This is a genomic window from Cryobacterium sp. M91, from assembly GCF_002929615.1.
Taxonomy (GTDB): domain Bacteria; phylum Actinomycetota; class Actinomycetes; order Actinomycetales; family Microbacteriaceae; genus Cryobacterium; species Cryobacterium levicorallinum.
Genome location: NZ_PJJT01000090.1, coordinates 168,337 through 186,686, shown reverse-complemented (window position 1 = coordinate 186,686; position 18,350 = coordinate 168,337). Strand labels below are relative to the sequence as shown.

At 66.0% G+C, this 18,350-nt stretch carries 13 protein-coding genes; 5 read left to right on the top strand and 8 right to left on the bottom strand.

Going from position 1 to position 18,350, the window contains the following annotated elements:
- Positions 1 to 14 precede the first annotated feature (14 nt).
- Genes CXY80_RS16500 through CXY80_RS16485 form a run of 4 tightly spaced genes read right to left on the bottom strand, consistent with a single transcriptional unit; the run spans position 15 to position 6,210 of the window.
- A complete protein-coding gene (locus CXY80_RS16500) occupies positions 15 to 1,484 on the bottom strand; it encodes a hypothetical protein (protein WP_104133116.1) in 1,470 nt (489 codons plus the stop codon).
- Positions 1,474 to 2,241, bottom strand: a complete 768-nt coding sequence (locus CXY80_RS16495) for a TIGR03943 family protein (protein ID WP_092450792.1) — start codon at positions 2,239 to 2,241, stop codon at positions 1,474 to 1,476. The genes CXY80_RS16500 and CXY80_RS16495 overlap by 11 nt, the downstream gene beginning before the upstream one ends.
- A complete protein-coding gene (locus CXY80_RS16490; RefSeq protein ID WP_092450794.1) occupies positions 2,231 to 3,298 on the bottom strand; it encodes a permease in 1,068 nt (355 codons plus the stop codon). Before CXY80_RS16490 ends, CXY80_RS16495 begins: the two co-directional genes overlap by 11 nt.
- 14 nt (positions 3,299 to 3,312) lie before the next feature.
- On the bottom strand, positions 3,313 to 6,210 hold the full coding sequence (locus tag CXY80_RS16485) for an Rne/Rng family ribonuclease (protein WP_104133115.1): 2,898 nt from the start codon (positions 6,208 to 6,210) through the stop codon (positions 3,313 to 3,315).
- A gap of 318 nt (positions 6,211 to 6,528) precedes the next feature.
- On the opposite strand from CXY80_RS16485, the gene CXY80_RS16480 reads away from it, so the two are divergent.
- Positions 6,529 to 7,128 (top strand): vitamin K epoxide reductase family protein, encoded by a 600-nt coding sequence (locus CXY80_RS16480; protein WP_233195431.1) that lies wholly within the window; start codon positions 6,529 to 6,531, stop codon positions 7,126 to 7,128.
- Between the two features lie 54 nt (positions 7,129 to 7,182).
- On the opposite strand, the gene ndk is transcribed toward CXY80_RS16480, so the two are convergent.
- The 4 genes from ndk to ileS form a co-directional block, all read right to left on the bottom strand.
- On the bottom strand, positions 7,183 to 7,605 hold the full coding sequence (ndk, locus tag CXY80_RS16475) for a nucleoside-diphosphate kinase (protein ID WP_092450801.1): 423 nt from the start codon (positions 7,603 to 7,605) through the stop codon (positions 7,183 to 7,185).
- Positions 7,602 to 7,979: a DUF4233 domain-containing protein gene (locus CXY80_RS16470; RefSeq protein ID WP_158251688.1), complete on the bottom strand. Its 378-nt coding sequence runs from the start codon at positions 7,977 to 7,979 to the stop codon at positions 7,602 to 7,604. The genes ndk and CXY80_RS16470 overlap by 4 nt, the downstream gene beginning before the upstream one ends.
- Complete coding sequence (locus tag CXY80_RS16465) at positions 7,976 to 9,346, bottom strand: folylpolyglutamate synthase/dihydrofolate synthase family protein (RefSeq protein WP_104133200.1); 1,371 nt, start codon at positions 9,344 to 9,346, stop codon at positions 7,976 to 7,978. The genes CXY80_RS16470 and CXY80_RS16465 overlap by 4 nt, the downstream gene beginning before the upstream one ends.
- A gap of 85 nt (positions 9,347 to 9,431) precedes the next feature.
- A complete protein-coding gene (gene ileS, locus CXY80_RS16460; RefSeq protein ID WP_369828718.1) occupies positions 9,432 to 12,848 on the bottom strand; it encodes an isoleucine--tRNA ligase in 3,417 nt (1,138 codons plus the stop codon).
- A 333-nt stretch (positions 12,849 to 13,181) separates the two neighbouring features.
- On the opposite strand from ileS, the gene CXY80_RS16455 reads away from it, so the two are divergent.
- From CXY80_RS16455 to CXY80_RS16440, 4 genes are read left to right on the top strand one after another with little or no spacing between them, the layout of a single operon-like run.
- Positions 13,182 to 14,846 (top strand): ABC transporter substrate-binding protein, encoded by a 1,665-nt coding sequence (locus CXY80_RS16455; RefSeq protein ID WP_104133113.1) that lies wholly within the window; start codon positions 13,182 to 13,184, stop codon positions 14,844 to 14,846.
- Positions 14,831 to 15,799, top strand: coding sequence for an ABC transporter permease (locus CXY80_RS16450; RefSeq protein ID WP_092450990.1), 969 nt, complete (start codon positions 14,831 to 14,833; stop codon positions 15,797 to 15,799). The genes CXY80_RS16455 and CXY80_RS16450 overlap by 16 nt, the downstream gene beginning before the upstream one ends.
- Positions 15,796 to 16,656, top strand: coding sequence for an ABC transporter permease (locus CXY80_RS16445; protein ID WP_092450809.1), 861 nt, complete (start codon positions 15,796 to 15,798; stop codon positions 16,654 to 16,656). Before CXY80_RS16450 ends, CXY80_RS16445 begins: the two co-directional genes overlap by 4 nt.
- The gene (locus CXY80_RS16440; RefSeq protein WP_092450812.1) at positions 16,653 to 18,311 is read left to right on the top strand and encodes an ABC transporter ATP-binding protein; all 1,659 of its coding nucleotides are present in this window, start codon (positions 16,653 to 16,655) and stop codon (positions 18,309 to 18,311) included. Before CXY80_RS16445 ends, CXY80_RS16440 begins: the two co-directional genes overlap by 4 nt.
- Positions 18,312 to 18,350 lie beyond the last annotated feature (39 nt).

Here is an 18,350-nt window from a genome sequence, read left to right as displayed (position 1 = left end):
TGGCCACCCGGCAACTACCGCCAGGTGGCGTCGAAACCGAGCACGCTGCGGCGCAGCTCACCGGTCGCCACGTTCACAAACAGGGTCGTCGCATCCGTCGCCTGGGCATTCTCCGGGTAGCCGTCGGAGAGTTCGCTGTCTCGATTGGGCACCACCTGCACCGCCAAGTACTGGTCGTTGGGTGAGATCTCGAAGCCGATGATGGTTTCCAAAGCGGATGCCGGCGCGTAGACCGTGCGCGCCTCACCCCCCGCAACGAGGGACAGGTACTGCCGCACGGCACCGGTCGCCGGATCAAACTCGGCCACCCTCTGCACGTACCGGTCGGTCTCCGTATCCCCGTCTCCCCCGGCCAGAAACTTGAGCTCGGCCGTGTACCGCGTGGTGCCTTCCACGCTCTGCGGCACAATCGCCGACTCAGTGCCCCGCGAGAGATCGAGCACGTATTGGCCATCGCGGTCGGAGACGGCGATGCGCACCCCGTCGGGGGCAAAGGCGGTGAGGTTGGCAAATTGGCCGAGCGGTACCGGCGGGTCGAGCTCTGGTTCGTTCTCGAGCGGGTTGCCGCCGGACTGGTCGATCGGGTTGATCAGCAGCATGGTCGAGTCGTATTGCTGCGCGACGATATCGGCACGATTCGCCATGAATCCCCAAGTAGTGACGCTGAGTGGGTCACCGTTCAGATCGGCCACCGGAGTGGACGCGTTGGTGCGCAGGTCGAGGATGAACAGCACATTGTCGTAGCGGGGGCCCGCGGCATTCGCTGCGCTGGTGAATCGAAAGCCGACCAGGGACTGGCCGGGAGCGGCCTGCAAGGCGTGCACGATGCCAACTCCGGGCAGGTTGAGCACCTCGGCGCTGCCGTCGGCGTCGACCCGGTAGAGCGCGTTGGCCAGGTCGTCGTTGACCGTAACGACGGCCAGCTCCGTGCCCATCGGCACGAACTCCTGAATATTCGCGGCGGCAAAGGCAACGCTTGTTTCAGTCGAACCGACCGTGGTGCGAAGGATCCGGTCGAGGGCCCGCGCGTCGGCACCGACCGAAGGGGCGGCCCGGCTGAGGTAGTACAACGACGGTTCGGAGGTGCTGAACTCCGTACTGAAGGACGACTGGCGGTCAACGGCTGCCCCGGTAACACCCCGCACGGAGACGGCGTAGTCGGTGTTGTAGGCGAGCGGCTGGGGAAAGGAGATCACGACGGAGTTACCGCTCGTCGTCACCTGGAAGTCCGTGGCGGGCGCGATATCCACCTGGTCCGGCGTGACCTCGACGAGCTGACGATTGGTCGCGATAACCAGGCGCTGGTTGGCGGCGGAAACCACAGCGGTCGTGTCGACGTCGACGGAGGTGAGCCGGGGACCACTAATCAGGTTCACGGCGACAAGGGCGAAACAGGCCACGACCAGACCGCCAACGAGCAGCCAGAGTGCGCGACGAAACGGACGCAGTGCTGGCTGCTGCTGCGTAGCCTGCTCAATAGACATAGGGATCATTCGGCTGATCGACGGGAAGAATTTCGACCGGGGTAATCGCGAGCGGGTCGCTCGCCGCTGCGCTCGCGCTCACCTCGAACCGACCGGTGACCTGCACCCAGTCATCGACCTCGTACTCGGCCTGCCAGCCGGGCAGATAGACCGGGACGCCAATTGGCTGGGCGTCGACGGCGCAGCACGTCACGACGAACCGGGCGACGTAGAACACGTTCTCCGGGTCGCCGGCATCGGGGGTCACAAACCCGGTGACCTGCGCGGTCTTATCGGAGTAAAAGGCTGGGTCGGAGGATTGCGCGAGCAGGGAGACCCATTCCCGTACGCTCAGCTTCTCGAAATCACCCGTGCCGATGAGTGCAGCCGCCTGCTCGGCATCCTCGTCGGTGCCGAGTCCGCCGGAGTTTACCTCGCGCTGGGTAGCAGTCGCGCTCGTCAGTGTGGTCGGCGGCAACACGACAATGGCGACACCCATGACGAGCAGCAGCACGACCCCCACACCGGTCAGGGTCGTTTCCACCCAGCCGGTACGTTCCACCGCGAAGTGGCGGCGGCGCGCGAAACCGGCGCTCACCAGCACGAGCCCGACGACCGCCATGGCGATCGTGAAGACGAAGTAGCGCGGGTGGATATACAGCCCGAGCTGACCGCTCAGGCCGAGCCACAGGGTCGCCACGACGACGACGAGGCTGAGCAAAACTCCCTGCCAGCGCTCAGCCCAGTAGCGGAGCGCCGAACCGTTCCTACGCAACATAGTTCACCAGCAATCCGAGCGCCGCGCTCATCAACCCCACCACCACTGTGATGTGCAGGAGCGTGCGACTCGTGAAAGTCGTGCGCATAAGGGCGAGCATCTTGACGTCGATCAGGGCGCCGAACACGAGGAACGCCACGATACCGCCGGGAAGAAAAGTGCTACCAAAGGACAGTACGAAGAAGGCATCGACGTTGGAACAGACCGCCACGATGAAGGCCAGGGCCATCATGGCCAGCACGGACCAGACCGGGTTGCTGCCGAGGGCCAGCAGCACCGAGCGCGGCACGAACACCTGGGTGAGGGCGGCCACGGCCGATCCGATGAACAGGGCCGGCATGATGACCGAAGTCTCGCGAATGAAAATCTCGGTGGTGCGGCTGAACCGGCTCTCACGGCCGTGCTCATGATCGTGGCCTGCACCGCCGTGGCCGCTGGTCGAACCAACCGCGCAGGCGGCAGCGAACCTCGTCGTCAGCAGGCTTTGGGGGTCTGGGTGCTTGCTGAACAGCCAGCCGACGACGTTAGCGATCAGAAACCCGCCGAGCAGCCGGGCGACCAGGATGTGGCCGTCCCAGCCGAAGGCCTGGTGCGTGGTGATGATGGTGATCGGATTCAAAATAGGCGCGGCGAGCAGAAATGTGATCGATTCGGAGACAGTGAAGCCTCCCACCATGAATCCGCGCGCGAGCGGAACGTTGCCGCACTCGCAGACCGGAAAGAACATGCCGAGGAGAGAAATGGATGCCCGCCGCAAAATCGGATTGCGCGGCAGGTGCCGGGCCAGCACGCCGTGCGGCAGCCAGACCTGCACGACCGCGGACAGCAGAATGCCCAGAAAAACGAAGGGCACCGACTCGATGATGACGCTAATGGCGAGAGTGAGGGTGTCCTGTACCCGGTCGGGCAGCTGCCAGTCGGTGAGCTGCTCGTCGACGAAAGCCGGCGACAGGGCCCGCACGACGAAAACGGCGAGCACCACCAACACCCCTGCGGTGAGGCCGAGAGGCCATCGCCGCAGGAGCGGAAGCCGCCCGCCGATTACGTCGTCGCCCAACTCGCTGCTCGCGCCTACTCGCCGTGCGGCGGCTGGCTGGTGGCAGAGGCGGCGGACGCGACCGGAACCGTTCCGGTCGCGGTCAGAATGGCCTGGCCGGCGGCACCACCAGCGGTTGTGACGCGACGGCTGCGCGCGCGTCCCTGACCGGGCAGTTTCGGTTCTGGCAGGGAATCGAGCACGGAGTCCAACAGCTGGTCGGTGACCTGCTTGCTGGGGCGCCGCGTATTGCGGGTGGACTTCTGAACCGGGATGTCAAGAATTTCGACGGATTCCGACTGCTCGGGCGCGGGTGACTGCACGGCCGGCGCACCGGCTGCCAGGTTGCTGCGACCGCCACGGGTGCGGGGTGCTGCTTCCGTGGCGACCGACTCGACTGCCGGCTCGACTGTTGCCGCGGGTGCTGTCTCAGCGGCCGGGGCAGCGGATGCCGCTGGCTCGGCCGGCACGGTGTTCGCCGGTGCAGTGCTGGCCTGAGCGGTGCTGGCCTGAGCGGTGCTGGCCTGCTCCGCCTGGCGGGCGCGGGCCTGTTCGGATCGCGACTGCTGGCCGCGCCCACCCTGGCCGCGCGAGCGCGACTGGCGACCACGCGAACGCTCGGTGCCCGTCGTCGGGTCGCCCGGTTCCGTGCTGACTGGCTCGGCTGTCGACTGATCCGCTGCTTCCGGTTGGACTCCGGCCTGCGCGGTACCGGCCTGCGCGGTACCGGCCTGCGAGACCGCAGGTGCCGGAGCATCCGGTGCGGTCACGATGGCGATGGAACCGGTGCGGGTGATGGTGCGGGCGGCGATCAATGCGAGGGCATGCTTGGCGTCTTCGGTTATGCCGTGCGTGCCCGCCCCGCTCTTGGGAGCGTCGGACGACGAGTTGGAACCCGCGTGCTGGTCGCGGTTGGAGCCGTCACGCTGGCCGGAGTTGTGCGCGTTGTCACCGTTGCTCGTGCCCCCGTTGCTTCCGCTCTTGGTGCGCGGGCGTCGTTCCTGCGGCGGCTGCGCCGTCTGGCGGTGCTTGATGACCGGGTCGTGGTGCACGATGATGCCGCGGCCAGCGCAGGCCTCACAGTTCTCGCTGAACGATTCGAGCAGCCCGAGGCCCAGCTTCTTGCGGGTCATCTGCACGAGTCCGAGCGAGGTGACCTCGGCCACCTGGTGCTTGGTGCGATCCCGGCTGAGGCATTCGATCAAGCGACGCGACACGAGGTCGCGGTTGCTTTCGAGCACCATGTCGATGAAGTCGACGACGATGATGCCGCCGATGTCGCGCAGGCGCAGCTGGCGCACAATCTCTTCGGCCGCTTCGAGGTTGTTCTTGGTGACGGTCTCTTCGAGGTTGCCGCCGCTGCCGACGAACTTGCCGGTGTTGACGTCAACGACGGTCATGGCTTCGGTGCGGTCGATCACGAGGGATCCACCGGACGGCAGCCAGACCTTGCGGTCGAGGGCCTTTTCGATCTGCTCCGAGATGCGGTACTCGTCGAAGGCGTCGACCTCGCCCTCGTGGGTTTCCACGCGCTCGAGCAGGTCGGGGGCGACTTGACTGAGGTAGTTCTCAATCGTCGAGCGCACGTCGGGGCCGGCCACGACCATCCGCTGGAAATCTTCGTTGAAGACGTCACGCACGATCTTGACCAACAGGTCGGGCTCGCTGTGCAGCTCGGCGGGCGCCTGCGCCGACTCGACCTGCTCTGCGATGTTCGCCCACTGCAGGCGCAGCCGGTTGACGTCGACGGTGAGCTGCTCGTCGGTGGCGCCCTCGGCGGCGGTGCGCACGATGACGCCGACGTTGTCGGGCAGAACCTCCTTGAGGATCTTCTTCAGGCGGGCCCGCTCGGTGTCGGGAAGCTTACGGCTGATGCCGTTCATCGACCCGTTGGGCACGTAGACCAGGTAGCGGCCGGGTAGCGAAACTTGGCTGGTGAGGCGGGCACCCTTGTGGCCGATCGGGTCTTTGGTGACCTGCACGAGCACCTTGTCGCCGGGCTTGAGCGCGAGCTCGATGCGGCGGGCCTGGTTGCTGGTGCCGGAGTTCTCGGCGGCGGCGTCCCAGTCGACTTCACCGGAGTAGAGCACGGCGTTGCGGCCGCGTCCGATGTCGACGAAGGCGGCTTCCATGCTGGGGAGCACGTTCTGCACCCGGCCGAGGTAAACGTTGCCGATGAGCGAGGCGTCCTGGTTCTTGGCGACGTAGTGCTCGACCAGCACGCCGTCCTCGAGCACGCCAATCTGGATCTTGTTGTGCTTGGCGCGCACGACCATGAGGCGGTCGACGGACTCACGACGGGCGAGGAACTCGGCCTCCGTGATCACCGGGCGACGACGTCCGGCATCGCGGCCGTCGCGACGACGCTGCTTCTTCGCTTCGAGCCGGGTCGAGCCCTTGATGCGCTGGGGTTCGGTGATGAGTTCGGGTTCGCGCGGGGCGCGCACCTTGACCACGGTGTTGGCGGGGTCGTCGGTACCCGAACGGTTCTCGTCGCCGGTGCGACGACGGGCCCGACGACGAACCGTCGTGGACTCTTCTTCCTCGTCGTCATCCAGCTCGTGCAGTCCCTGCTGCGATTGCTGCTGCGACGAGCGGATGCCGGTGCGCGCCGGCAACGGCAGAATCTCCGGCGCCTGAAACAACAGGGAGAACGACGGGCGAACCTGGGCCTGGGCCTGACCGTCCTTCTGGTCGTCCGTCGTCTTGGCGCGCTCTGGCGTGGAGTCGGTCATCTGCTGCGCTCCGGTGACGTTGTTGTACTCGGCGATGGTCACCTTGTTAATCGGAGGCTCCGGCGGCATTGCGGGCGCTTCGATGGCGGACGCTTCGGCTGCTGGCGCAACGGTCGGCACAGTGACCGGCGTCTTCCGGGTTGACTTGCGAGTGCCGAACAGGCTCTTGCGTTTTTTGTTTTCGTTGTCTTCCACCATCGCTGGTGCGCTCCTTGACCGCTGTGAATGACCGCGCCATCCACCGGTTACTCTCTCGTGCGAGGTCTCCACCTGCGTGAAATCCCCGCGAATCTTTTACTGCTGCACCCGGCTTTGACCCCCGGTGTAAATTCGGGGACCTGTGCTCTGGCTGCTAATACTGCGGGTCGTGGGACCCTTCTACTGGGCGACTTTTGCCCATTAAGCTCTGTACTCGTTAAGCACTGTGGCGTCTGCTTGAGCGCGGCTCAACGACTACCAACGATTATCGCATGCAATCGCACTAAGCCACGCCGTGCGGGTGGCATAATCACAAGAGTGCCGCAGACAGAGCGTTATCACCGTCCAACGGGGCTGGCCTTTTTCCTGATCATCGCCGGAATCATCGCGTTTGCCGCCGCATTCGCCCTCACGCTGGACAAGATCCACCTGCTGGAGGATCCCAATGCGCAGCTCAGCTGCAGCTTCAGTGTGTTGATTGGCTGCGCGACGAATCTGTCCTCGCCACAGGGCGCCGTTTTCGGTTTTCCGAACCCGCTGATCGGGCTCGCCGCCTGGAGCGTCGTGATCACGATCGGCATGGCCATTCTGGCCGGCGCCCGGTTTGCGCGCTGGTTCTGGGTCGGCTTCAACGTCGGTGTGCTCGGTGCGATCGTGTTTGTGATCTGGCTGATCGGGCAGAGCATCTTCGTGCTCGATGTGTTGTGCCCCTGGTGCATGGCCACCTGGGCGGTGACCATTCCGGTCTTTTTAGCCGTGACGCTGTACAACTTCAAGGTCGGCAATCTGCCGGGTGGGGCATCCGTTCGCCGCGCGGCTGCTGGGGCTTATTCGTGGATGTTCGTCATCACGATCGTCTGCTACATCGTGTTCTTCATCGTTGCCCAGGTCAATATGGACGTGCTGAACCGCCTGTAACGATAACCAGAAAAGGCCCCCGTCTTCTCGAGACGGGGTCCTTTTAGATGGTGCCTAGTCGAACCAGAGCGCGAGTTCACGCGCGGCGGATTCGGGCGAATCGGAGCCGTGCACGAGGTTCTGCTGCACCTTGGAACCCCAGTCGCGGCCAAGGTCACCACGGATGGTGCCCGGAGCGGCGGTCGTGGGGTCTGTGGTTCCGGCCAGGGCGCGAAAGCCTTCGATGACCCGATTGCCGGCAACGCGGAACGCGACGATGGGGCCGCTCTCCATGAATTCGACGAGGGGCTCGTAGAAGGGCTTGCCCGCGTGCTCGGCGTAGTGCGCGGCGAGCAGTGAGCGGTCGGGTTCGACGAGCTTCACGTCGACCAGGGAGTACCCCTTGGCCTCGATGCGCCGCAAAATTTCGCCGGTCAGGTTGCGGGCAACGCCGTCGGGCTTGACCAAAACGAGGGTTTCTTCAATCGGGGTGTTCATTCAATCTCCTTGTGTTGATCTGGATGCGTGTGATCTATTCGGGAGCCGGTGACCATGCAGTAGGTCCACATGGCGGCAAACAGGGCGCCGACAAAAAACATGGCCGGGGTGACGAACCCGGTGGCGATAATGATCGCCTGCAGCGCCCAGCCGATCGGGTACGACCAGCGGTAGCGGAGCAGTGGGATCAGGGCGACCATGGCCGCACAGAGCAGCACGCCGCCGATGATCACGCCGAGCGGTGCGACCGGGCCGGGCTCGGTCGCCACGGACACCAGCCCCAGGGTGACGACGCCGCCCAGAAAGACGACGATGGTCTCGAAACCGAGCAGAATCGTCGCGAGCGACCGCTTGACCGAGCGCGGACCGCTCACTTCTCCATCCACTCACCGGCGGCGGCGAGGGTGATCGCGTCGCCGACTAGCACGATCGATCCGGTGACGAGCACAGCACGCTTGGGCGCCTCGGCGGCCCATTCACGGGCGCTCTCCAGGGCACCGGCCAGGTCATCGAAGCGGAAGGTGATCTGGTCGCTGGTCCACTCGGCAATGTTGTCGGCGAGGTCGTCCATGCGCACAGCCCGCTCCGAGTGCGGCTCGGTCACGTAGAAGCGGTCGACCTGCGGCGCGAGCGCAGCGATGATTCCCTGCGCGTCTTTCTCGGCCAGAATTCCCACGACCACGGCGATTTCGTCGAAGTCGAAGTACGCCTCGAGGGCTGTTGCGAGGGCTGTGGCACCGTGCGGGTTGTGCGCGGCGTCCACGAGCACGGTCGGTTCGATTCCGACAAGCTGCAAGCGGCCGGGAGACGTCGCCGTCGCGAGGCCCTCGGCGAGGAGATCGCTGGCGAGGGCCTGGCTGCCGGCGCCGAGAAACGATTCGACGGCGGCAATGGCCACGGTGGCATTCTGCGCCTGGTGGGTGCCGTAGAGCGGCAGGAACAGTTCGCTGTAGGTGCCGGCCAGGCCGCGCACCGAGATGACCTGCCCGCCGACGGCGACGGTGCTCGAGAGCAGTTCGAAGCCCTCATTCTCGAGGGCCAGCGTTGACTCGGTCAGTTGCGCTGCGCGATTAAGTTCGGCCTGCACCTCAGCGCTCTGCGCCGCCGAGACCACGGATGCCGCCGGCTTGATGATTCCGCTCTTGGTGCGGGCAATCTCGGCGACGGTATTGCCCAGGCGCAGCGTGTGATCGAGGGCGATCGGGGTGAAGACGGCGACCTGGCCGTCGGCGACGTTGGTGGAATCCCACTCGCCGCCCATGCCGACCTCGATCACGGCGACATCCACCGGCGCGTCAGCGAAGCAGGCGAAGGCCAGCACGGTCAGCGCCTCGAAGAAGGTCAGCGGCGCTTCGCCGGCGGCTTCAAGCTCGCCGTCGACCAGCTGCAGGTAAGGCTGGATGTCGGTCCAGTTCGCGGCGAGGATCTGGTCGCTGATCGGTTCGCCATCGATGACGATGCGCTCGTTCAGCCGGACCAGGTGCGGACTGGTCAGCAGGCCGGTGCGCAGACCGTAGGCGCGCACGATGCTCTCGACCATACGACTCGTGCTGGTCTTGCCGTTAGTGCCGGCGATGTGAATGATCGGATACGACGTCTGCGGGTCGCCGAGGAATTCCAGCGCCCGACGCGTCGGTGCGAGACGCGGCTGCGGCTGGGCCTCGCCCACCCGCAGCAGCAGGTCGGCGAAGACGGCGTCGCCGGCTTCACGAAAAGAATCGAGCGGAGCCGGCTGGTTCATCGGCTCCTCATCATCACCGCGACCGGTGATGTTCTTCCAGCCGGCAGTGTCGTCGTCGGGCGTGCCCTCAGCAGGGGCGTCGGTGTCAGACAAGGATGGCTCCATTCACGCGTGCGACGGCAACAATGACGGCGCCCAAATTGACATAGTGGTCGGCTTCAAAGCGCACGTAGTGTTCGACCGGCGCGCCGACGCGCGCTTCGAGCCACTCGGACGGCAGGTCGGCGGAGAATTCGCCCTGCGACGGGCGATGGGTGCTGAACGTCGTGGCGAGGGTTTCGTCCGCGATGTTCACCCCGAGGGCCAGGTCGAAGGACTCGGCATCCGCTTCATTCTGAAACAGCAGATCGAGACGGATGCGGTCGCTCACCTGAAAACCGGCCGATTTGCGGGTGTCCTGCACGGCGCGAATGAGGTCGCGGGCAAAGCCCTCGGCCTCGAGTTCGGGCGTGGTGCTGGTGGCGAGCAGGGCGAACCCGCCGCCGGGCAATAACGCCAGCGCGGTGCTGCCGTCACCCGCCTCGTTGTTCGCTTCGAGGGTCAGTTCGAATTCCCTCGGCTCGAGGGCGATGCCGCCGGCCGTCACGATGCCGTCGGTCTCACTCCAGTCGCCGGCGCGAGCGGCCTTGATCACCTGCTGCACCTGCTTGCCGAGGCGGGGACCGGCGGCGCGGGCGTTGACGACGAGTTTGCTGGTGACGCCGTACGCGGCGGCACTGTCATCTTCGAGCTCGATCAGGGTGACCGTTTTCACGTTGAGTTCGTCGCGGAGGATGCCGACGAACGCAGCGAGAGCGGACGTGTTTCCGGTGACGACGGTGAGGTTGGTTAGCGGCAGACGCACGCGCAGGCCGGCCTGTTTGCGCAGCGACAGCACGGTGCTACTGATCAGGCGCACCTGGTCCATCGCGGTGACGAGTTCTTCGTCGGCAGGGAACAGGGCGGCATCGGGCCAGTCTTCGAGGTGCACGCTGCGGCCGCCGGTCAGGCCCTGCCAGATGCGTTCGGTGACGAGCGGCAGCAGCGGAGCCGTGACCCGGCAGACGGTTTCCAGCACGGTGTAAAGGGTGTCGAAGGCTTCGTGCGAGGTGGCACCGGCAGCGGCGCCGCCCCAGAACCGGTCGCGGGACCGGCGTACGTACCAGTTGGTGAGCACGTCGGCGAAGTCGCGCAGGCGGGCGGCGGCGACCGTGCTGTCGAGGGCTTCGAGGTCGCTCGTGACGCCGACGATGAGATCGCGGGTCTTGGCGAGCAGGTAGCGGTCGAGCACGTCGGTCGAGTCGGTACGCCAGGTGGCGTCGTAGCCGGCGGCACCGGCGGTGTCAGTGGACGCAGACGCGTTGGCATAGAGGGAGAAGAAGTACCAGGTGCTCCACAGCGGCAGCATGACCTGGCGGGCACCCTCACGAATTCCCTCCTCGGTGACGACGAGGTTGCCGCCGCGCAGCACCGGTGAGCTCATCAGGAACCAGCGCATGGCGTCGGCGCCATCGCGGTCGAAGACCTCGTTGACGTCGGGGTAGTTGCGCAGCGACTTGCTCATCTTCTGGCCATCGTTGCCGAGCACGATGCCGTGACTGACCACGTTCTTGAACGCCGGCCGGTCGAACAGGGCGGTGGAGAGCACGTGCAGCAGGTAGAACCAGCCGCGGGTCTGCCCGATGTACTCCACGATGAAGTCGGCCGGGTTGTGCGCTTCAAACCATTCCCGGTTCTCGAACGGGTAGTGCACCTGGGCGAACGGCATGGAGCCCGAGTCGAACCAGACGTCGAGCACGTCCGTGATGCGGCGCATGGTGGACTGGCCGGTGGGATCGTCGGGGTTCGGTCGGGTGAGTTCGTCGATGTACGGGCGGTGCAGGTCGCTCGGGCGCACCCCGAAATCGGCTTCCAACTCGTCAAGCGAGCCGTAGACATCCGTTCTGGGGTAATCGGGGTTGTCGCTTTTCCAGACCGGAATCGGGGAACCCCAGTAGCGGTTGCGGCTGATCGACCAGTCGCGGGCGTTGCCGATCCACTTGCCGAACTGGCCGTCTTTGACGTTCTCCGGAACCCAGTTCACCTCTTGGTTGAGCTCGACCATGCGCGGGCGAAAGTCGGTGACGCGCACGAACCAGCTCGACACGGCCTTATAGATGAGCGGGTTGCGGCAGCGCCAGCAGTGCGGGTAAGAGTGCTCGTAGCTGGCCTGGCGCAACAGCCGGCCGTTGGCCTTGAGCAGCGCGGTGAGCGGCTTGTTGGCGTCGCTCCAGAGCTGGCCGGCCACCTCGGAAATGTCGCTGAGAAACTTTCCCCCGTCGTCGAGGGAGAGAATGACCGGGATTCCGGCGGCCTCGCAGACCTTCTGGTCCTCCTCGCCGTAGGCGGGAGCCTGATGCACGATGCCGGTACCGTCGCTCGTGGTGACGTAGTCGGCGACGACGAAACGCCAGGCCTGCTCGCTGCCCCAGACTGCGGTGTCGGCGTAGTAGTCGAACAGGCGGTCATAGCCGACACCGGCGAGCTCGGTCCCGGTAACAGTGCGCGAAACGGATGCGACGGCGTCCGCCGCCGACTCATAGCCCAGGTCCTTGGCATAGTTGCCGACCAGGTCGATGGCGATCAGGTATTCGGCGCCGAGTACTTCTGCCGTGGCATCGGCGGCCTCCCGCAGCACCTCGGCGTCCGGCGTGCCGTTCGGGCCGGCCGGAACGATGGCATAGGTGATGTCGGGGCCGACGGCGAGGGCCATGTTGGACGGCAGGGTCCACGGGGTGGTGGTCCAGGCCAGGGCACGCACCGCGGTCAGGCCGAGGGCTTCGGCCTTCGTGCCGATCAGCGGGAACGTGACCGTGACGGTCTGGTCCTGGCGCATCTTGTAGACGTCGTCGTCCATACGCAGCTCGTGGTTGGAGAGCGGGGTCTCGTCTCGCCAGCAGTAGGGCAGCACCCGGTAACCCTCGTAGGCGAGGCCCTTGGTGTGCAGCTGCTTGAAGGCCCAGATCACCGATTCCATGAAGGTGATGTCGAGGGTCTTGTAGTCGTTCTCGAAGTCGACCCAGCGGGCCTGCCGGGTGACGTACTCTTCCCAGTCCTTGGTGTATTCGAGCACCGACTCGCGGGCGACGGCGTTGAAGGCAGCGAGGCCCATCTCTTCGATCTGGCTCTTGTCGGTAATGCCGAGCTTACGTTCAGCCTCGAGCTCAGCCGGCAGGCCGTGGGTGTCCCAGCCGAAGCGGCGGTGCACTTGCTTGCCGCGCATGGTCTGAAACCGGGGGAACAGGTCTTTGGCGTATCCGGTGAGCAGGTGCCCGTAGTGCGGCAGCCCGTTGGCGAACGGCGGGCCGTCATAAAAGGTCCACTCTTCGGCGCCGGCGCGTGCGTCGATCGAGGCTTGGAAGGTGTCGTCGTTCTTCCAGAATTCCAGCACCTCGCTCTCGAGCGCGGGAAAGTTCGGTGACGGAACGATGGCCTCGGCGGGCGTGCCGTGGGGGGTCGTGTTGCGGCTCTTGGGGTACAAAATGCTTCTCCTACCGGGACGGGTCACTGGGGCCCTGCTCCACGAGGACGAACGATTCTGTAGAAATCGCCGCGGTACCACCTCGCTTGCCGCCCAAAACCGCCGGGCGACCGCTTGTTCACAGGCTGTAACGGGCCCGACTCGTTCGGTTCTACTGAGCTGTCCACCCGAAGGTGGGCATCCGTTCTTCCGAAGACTTCCCGGTGATGGCCGGGTCACTGTCATCCACTTTTGATTGTACTGGAGTGGGACGGCGTTAGTGTTATAGGTCGGCCCATTCGCACGATGGGTCGGTTCAGTTGAGACCAACTCGGCAATGGATGAAAGAGTTTGTGAATGTCTGCTCCCCACCGCGTTTCCACGCGCACCGCTCGGTCATTCGGAGGGCTCGTCGGCCTGGTCACCGTCGGCCTGCTGGTCGCCGGCTGCACGCCGACCACCTCGAACGACCCCGTCGGCGAGCCGCAAAGCGGCGGCACCCTCACCTACGCCTCGGGCGATGCCGAACCGAGCTGCCTCGACCCGCACGTCGGGGGCAATTTTCCGCAGGGAATGATCAGCGCGCAGTACTTGGAGTCGCTGGTTTCGCGCGATTCCGCCGGCCAGATCATTCCGTGGCTGGCCGAGACCTGGACGCCGAGCGCCGATGGCCTGACCTGGGACTTCACTCTGCGCGATGACGTCACCTTCACCGACGGCACGGTCTTCGACGCCGCAGCCGTGCAGGCGAATGTCGCCCACCTGCAGGACCCCGAAACGCTCTCCTCGACCGGTTACCTCGCCCTCGGCAAGGTCGCCAGCACTGAGGTTGTCTCCCCCACCGTGGTGCGTTTCACCCTGACCGAACCCGACAGCGCTCTGCTCGAGTCGCTGTCGCAGGTCTGGCTCGCGATGGAATCCCCCACCGCGCTCGAGCGCAGCCAGGACGAGAACTGTGCCACCCCGGTGGGCACCGGCCCGTTCCGTGTCGACAGCTGGGTCAAGCAGAACGCGATCACCCTCGTGCGCAATGATGACTATGTTTCCCCGCCGGCGGATGCCGACCACAGCGGTCCCGCCTACCTCGACAAGGTGATCTGGCGCTTCATTCCCGACTCGGCCTCCCGCTATGCCGCGCTGCAGTCCGGCGAGGTCGACGTGATCGACAACGCCCAGCCCGACACCATCGTGCAGGCCGAGCAGAGCGACTCGATCGAGCAGCTCGACTCGCCGCGCCCCGGCGCCTCCAACCGCATCGAACTGAACTCGGGTCAGGCACCGTTCAACGATGTGCGCGTTCGTGAGGCGTTTATCCGCTCGGCCAACGTCGACGACGCGGTGTCGAGCCTGTTCCAGGGCACCGCCACTCGGTCGTACTCGGCGCTGTCGAGCGTTGAGGCCATGGGCGTGTCGAACGAAGCCCTGTTCAACTACGACCCGTCGGCCGCCGCGGAGCTGCTCGATGCGGCAGGCTGGCGTGAGACGGATACCGACGGCTACCGGGTCAAAGACGGCGTGCGACTCTCGGTGGAATTTCCGGTCAGCACCAACCAGTCCATTCCGGCCGAGCAGAGCGTGTTCGAACAGATCCAGGCCACGGCCAAGGAGACCGGTTTCGAAGTGAAGCTCGCCCCGATGGATCTCTCCAGCTGGTATGCCGCGCTCGCCACCAACGACTACGACGCCGTGAGCGCGCCGTATACCAAGGTCGGCCCCGACGTGCTGCGCATCCTGTATCACTCCGATAGCATCGTGCCGGCCCCGAGCGGGTACTTCGCCAACCTCGCCCAGGTCAACGATCCCGAGATCGACGAACTGCTCACGACGGCGGCCCGAACCGCGGATGAAACAAAGCGCACGTCGCTCTACGCCGAAGCGCAGGACCGCATTCTGGCGGGCTTCTACATTCTGCCGCTCTACGACCAGCAGAACCACTACCTGCTGCGCAGCGACGTCGTTGGCCTGCGCACGCTGCCGACCGTGGCCGTTCCCACGCTGTACGACGCGTGGCTGAACCGGTAGCGCCGACCGATCGCTCCGGGCCGCGGGCGCTCGGCCGACTCGGCGTGCGTCTGGGCGGAGCGGTCTTCGTGCTGTGGGCCGTGGCATCCGTCACTTTTTTTGCGGTGCGGTTGATTCCCGGCGACCCGGCTCAGGCTGTGCTCGGCGGCCCGGGGTCGCAGGCCTCCCCCGAAGCACTCGCTGCGGTCACCGCGGAGTACGGCTTCGACCAGCCCGTTTTCACGCAGTACCTGGTTCAGCTGGGACGCCTCGCGACCGGTGACCTCGGGCGTTCCTACGCCCTTAATATGGAGGTCGGTCCGCTCGTTCTGGCCCAACTCGGGGGCACCCTGCTGCTCGCCGTGCTCGCCCTCGGCCTGGCCTGGATGATTGCGCTGGCCCTGGCCACCTGGTCGACCCGCGGTGGTCGGGTCGCTGCCCGGGTGGGGTCGAGCCTCGAAATCGTCGCGGCGGCGATGCCGCATTTCTGGCTCGCGACCTCACTGATCGTCGTGTTCAGCATCTGGCTCGGCGCACTGCCCCCGATCAGTACTGGCGGGGTGGCCGGACTGGTCTTACCGGTGCTCACCCTGGCCATTCCGCTGGCCGGTTTTCTCGGGCAGATCATGCGTGAGTCCCTCATGATCGCCCTGGAGAGCCCGTTCGTGCTCTCGGCGCGGGCGCGTGGCGAGGGTGAGCGCGGCGTCCGCTGGATCCACGCACTGCGTCATGCCTCCCTGCCGGCGATCAGCCTCTCCGGCTGGGCCTTCGGCTCACTGATCAGTGGCGCGGTCGTCGTCGAGACCATTTTCGCCCGCCCCGGACTGGGCCGCACCCTGCTGAACGCGGTCACCCTGCGCGACGTTCCGGTGGTGATCGGCGTCGTCATGATCGTCGCCGTCGCCTATATCCTGATGACTTTGCTGACGGATGCCGTCAGTCGCCTGGTCGATCCCCGGCTGCGACTCTCGTGAGCGATCTCGAGGTACAGGCCGAACTCGCCGTGCGGTCCAGCCAGTCCTTTCGGCCACGACGTCTGGGAGTGGCCGAGGGCGTGGCCGGCTTGCTCGCCCTCCTGTTATTGATCGCGGCAGTGGCGCCGCAGTTTCTAGCCCCTGGCGATCCACTCGTCATCGACCCGCTGGCGGCGTTTTCGCCACCGACCTTCGCTCACGGTTTCGGCACCGACGAATCCGGCCGCGACATCTACACCCGGGTCGTGCACGGCACCCAGTACTCGCTCGTGATCGGTATCGCCGCGACCGCGATCGGTCTGGGGCTCGGCGTGATGCTCGGAACTCTGGCCGGAATGCTCGGACCCATCGTCGATTTCACCGTGAACCGGGTTCTCGAGGTATTGTTCGCGTTTCCGGGTCTGCTGCTGGCCCTGCTGTTCATTCTGGTGTTCGGCCCCGGCGTGGCGACGGCGACCATAGCGGTCGGGCTGTCCACCGCCCCGGGCTACGCCCGCATTATTCGCGCGCAGCTCATCGCCGTGCGCGGGGCCGCCTTCGTCGAGGCCGCGACCGTGCTCGGCCGCACCCGCTGGCAGATATTGGTGCGTCATATTCTGCCGAATACGCTCGCGCCGTTGTTCGTGCTCGCCACCCTCGGAGTGGGCCAGGCGATCGTCTGGGCCGCAACACTGAGCTATCTCGGCCTCGGTGCCGAACCGCCGACCGCAGAGTGGGGCGCGATGCTCTCGGCCGGACGTACTTACATCACCTCGGCCTGGTGGATGAGTTTCTTTCCCGGTCTGTTCATCGTGCTCACCGCCGTGACCGCCACCGTGCTCGGCCGCAGCATCGACCGTCGAATGCGGCACGCATGAGCGCCACCGCGGCGCTGACCGTGCACAACCTGCGTGTGGGCTTCGGCGCGACCGAGTCGGTCGTGAACGGAGTGTCGTTCGAGATAGCGCCGGGCGAGTGCCTCGCCATCGTCGGCGAATCCGGCTCGGGCAAGAGCGTGACCGCGCGCAGCCTGCTCGGACTCGCCGGCGGCAACGCCCGGGTGCAGGCCGACCGGCTCGACCTCGGCGGGCGCAGCGTGCTGGGGCTGACCGACCGGGCCTGGCAGTCTCGGCGCGGCAAGGACGTCGGCCTGGTGCTGCAGGATGCCCTGGTTTCGCTCGACCCGCTCCGGCCGATCGGGCGGGAGATCGCCGACTCGCTGCGGCTGCACACGACCCTCGGCGCCGCGGCTCGTGCCCGCCGGGTGGTCGAACTGCTCGATGCCGTCGGACTGCCCGACCCGGCTCAACAGGTACACAAACTGTCCGGGCAGCTTTCCGGCGGTGAACGCCAACGCGCCCTGATCGCGGCGGCGATCGCGCTGGGCCCGCCGCTGCTCATCGCCGACGAACCGACGACGGCGCTCGACGTGACCGTGCAGGCGCAGATTCTGGCGCTGCTCGAGCAGATCAAACTGAGCGGCACTGCCCTGCTCCTGATCAGCCACGACCTCGCGGTGGTGAGCCGCATCGCCGATCGGGTTGCGGTGATGCACAACGGCCGGTTCATTGAATCCGGTCAGACCGAACAGGTTTTGGGTTCCCCACAGCACGAGCAGACCCGCCGCATGGTCGCCGCGGTTCCGGCGGACAAGCCGCGCGGAAGCCGGCTGAGCCCGCTAGATTCCCCCGCCACCCAAACTGTTCCCCGCTCCCCGGCTCCGGCCCCGAACGCCACGGAGCAGGGCGAAATCGTGCTCGAGGCCATCGGCCTGACCAGGAGTTTTCGGCGTCCCGACGGCAGCCGGCAGCTCGCCGTCGACGACGTCTCGTTCGCACTGCACCGGGGTAGCACCCTCGGCATCGTCGGTGAATCCGGCTCCGGAAAAACCACGACGGCTCGCCTGATGCTCGCACTGCTGAAACCGGAACAGGGCGAAGTAGCGCTGTTTGGCCGGCCGTGGAGTTCGATCGCCGAGAAGGACCGGCGGGGACAACGACCCGGCATTGGGGCGATCTATCAGGATGCCCTCGGCTCGTTCGATCCGCGCCGCAGCGTCGCCGAGATTCTCGCGGATGCCCTCGGTCCCGCGCTCACCAACTCACGGGGTTCGCGGCGGTCCCCGCAGAGCCTTGCCCGGCTCACGACTCTGCTGGACGAGGTCGAACTGGCCGGAACAGTACTGCCGCGGCGCCCGCTCGAACTTTCCGGCGGACAGCGCCAGCGTGTCGGTATCGCCAGAGCACTGGCCGGGCGTCCCGAAATCCTCATTTGCGACGAGCCCGTGTCCTCCCTCGACGTGAGCGTTCAGGCGCAGGTGCTCGATCTCCTCGACGACGTGCAGCGGGAACGCGGACTCAGCCTGATCTTCATATCGCACGACCTCGGGGTCGTGCAGCACATCAGCGACGAGGTCGCCGTGATGCGCAGCGGGCGCATCGTGGAGAGTGGTCCTGCGGCGCGCGTATTCGCCGCACCGCAGCATCCGTATTCGGTGCAATTGCTCTCAGCTGTACCCCGACTACTCGGGTAAACACCTGCCGACGCGCCCTACCGCTCTGCCCGTTCGGGG

Bases quoted from the DNA above. Each gene is read 5' to 3' on its own strand.
- ndk (WP_092450801.1), bottom strand. From the start codon at position 7,605: ATGAACACCCCGATTGAAGAAACCCTCGTTTTGGTCAAGCCCGACGGC.
- CXY80_RS16455 (WP_104133113.1), top strand. From the start codon at position 13,182: ATGTCTGCTCCCCACCGCGTTTCCACGCGCACCGCTCGGTCATTCGGA.
- CXY80_RS16485 (WP_104133115.1), bottom strand. From the start codon at position 6,210: ATGGTGGAAGACAACGAAAACAAAAAACGCAAGAGCCTGTTCGGCACT.
- CXY80_RS16465 (WP_104133200.1), bottom strand. From the start codon at position 9,346: ATGAACCAGCCGGCTCCGCTCGATTCTTTTCGTGAAGCCGGCGACGCC.
- CXY80_RS16440 (WP_092450812.1), top strand. From the start codon at position 16,653: ATGAGCGCCACCGCGGCGCTGACCGTGCACAACCTGCGTGTGGGCTTC.
- CXY80_RS16500 (WP_104133116.1), bottom strand. From the start codon at position 1,484: ATGTCTATTGAGCAGGCTACGCAGCAGCAGCCAGCACTGCGTCCGTTT.
- CXY80_RS16495 (WP_092450792.1), bottom strand. From the start codon at position 2,241: ATGTTGCGTAGGAACGGTTCGGCGCTCCGCTACTGGGCTGAGCGCTGG.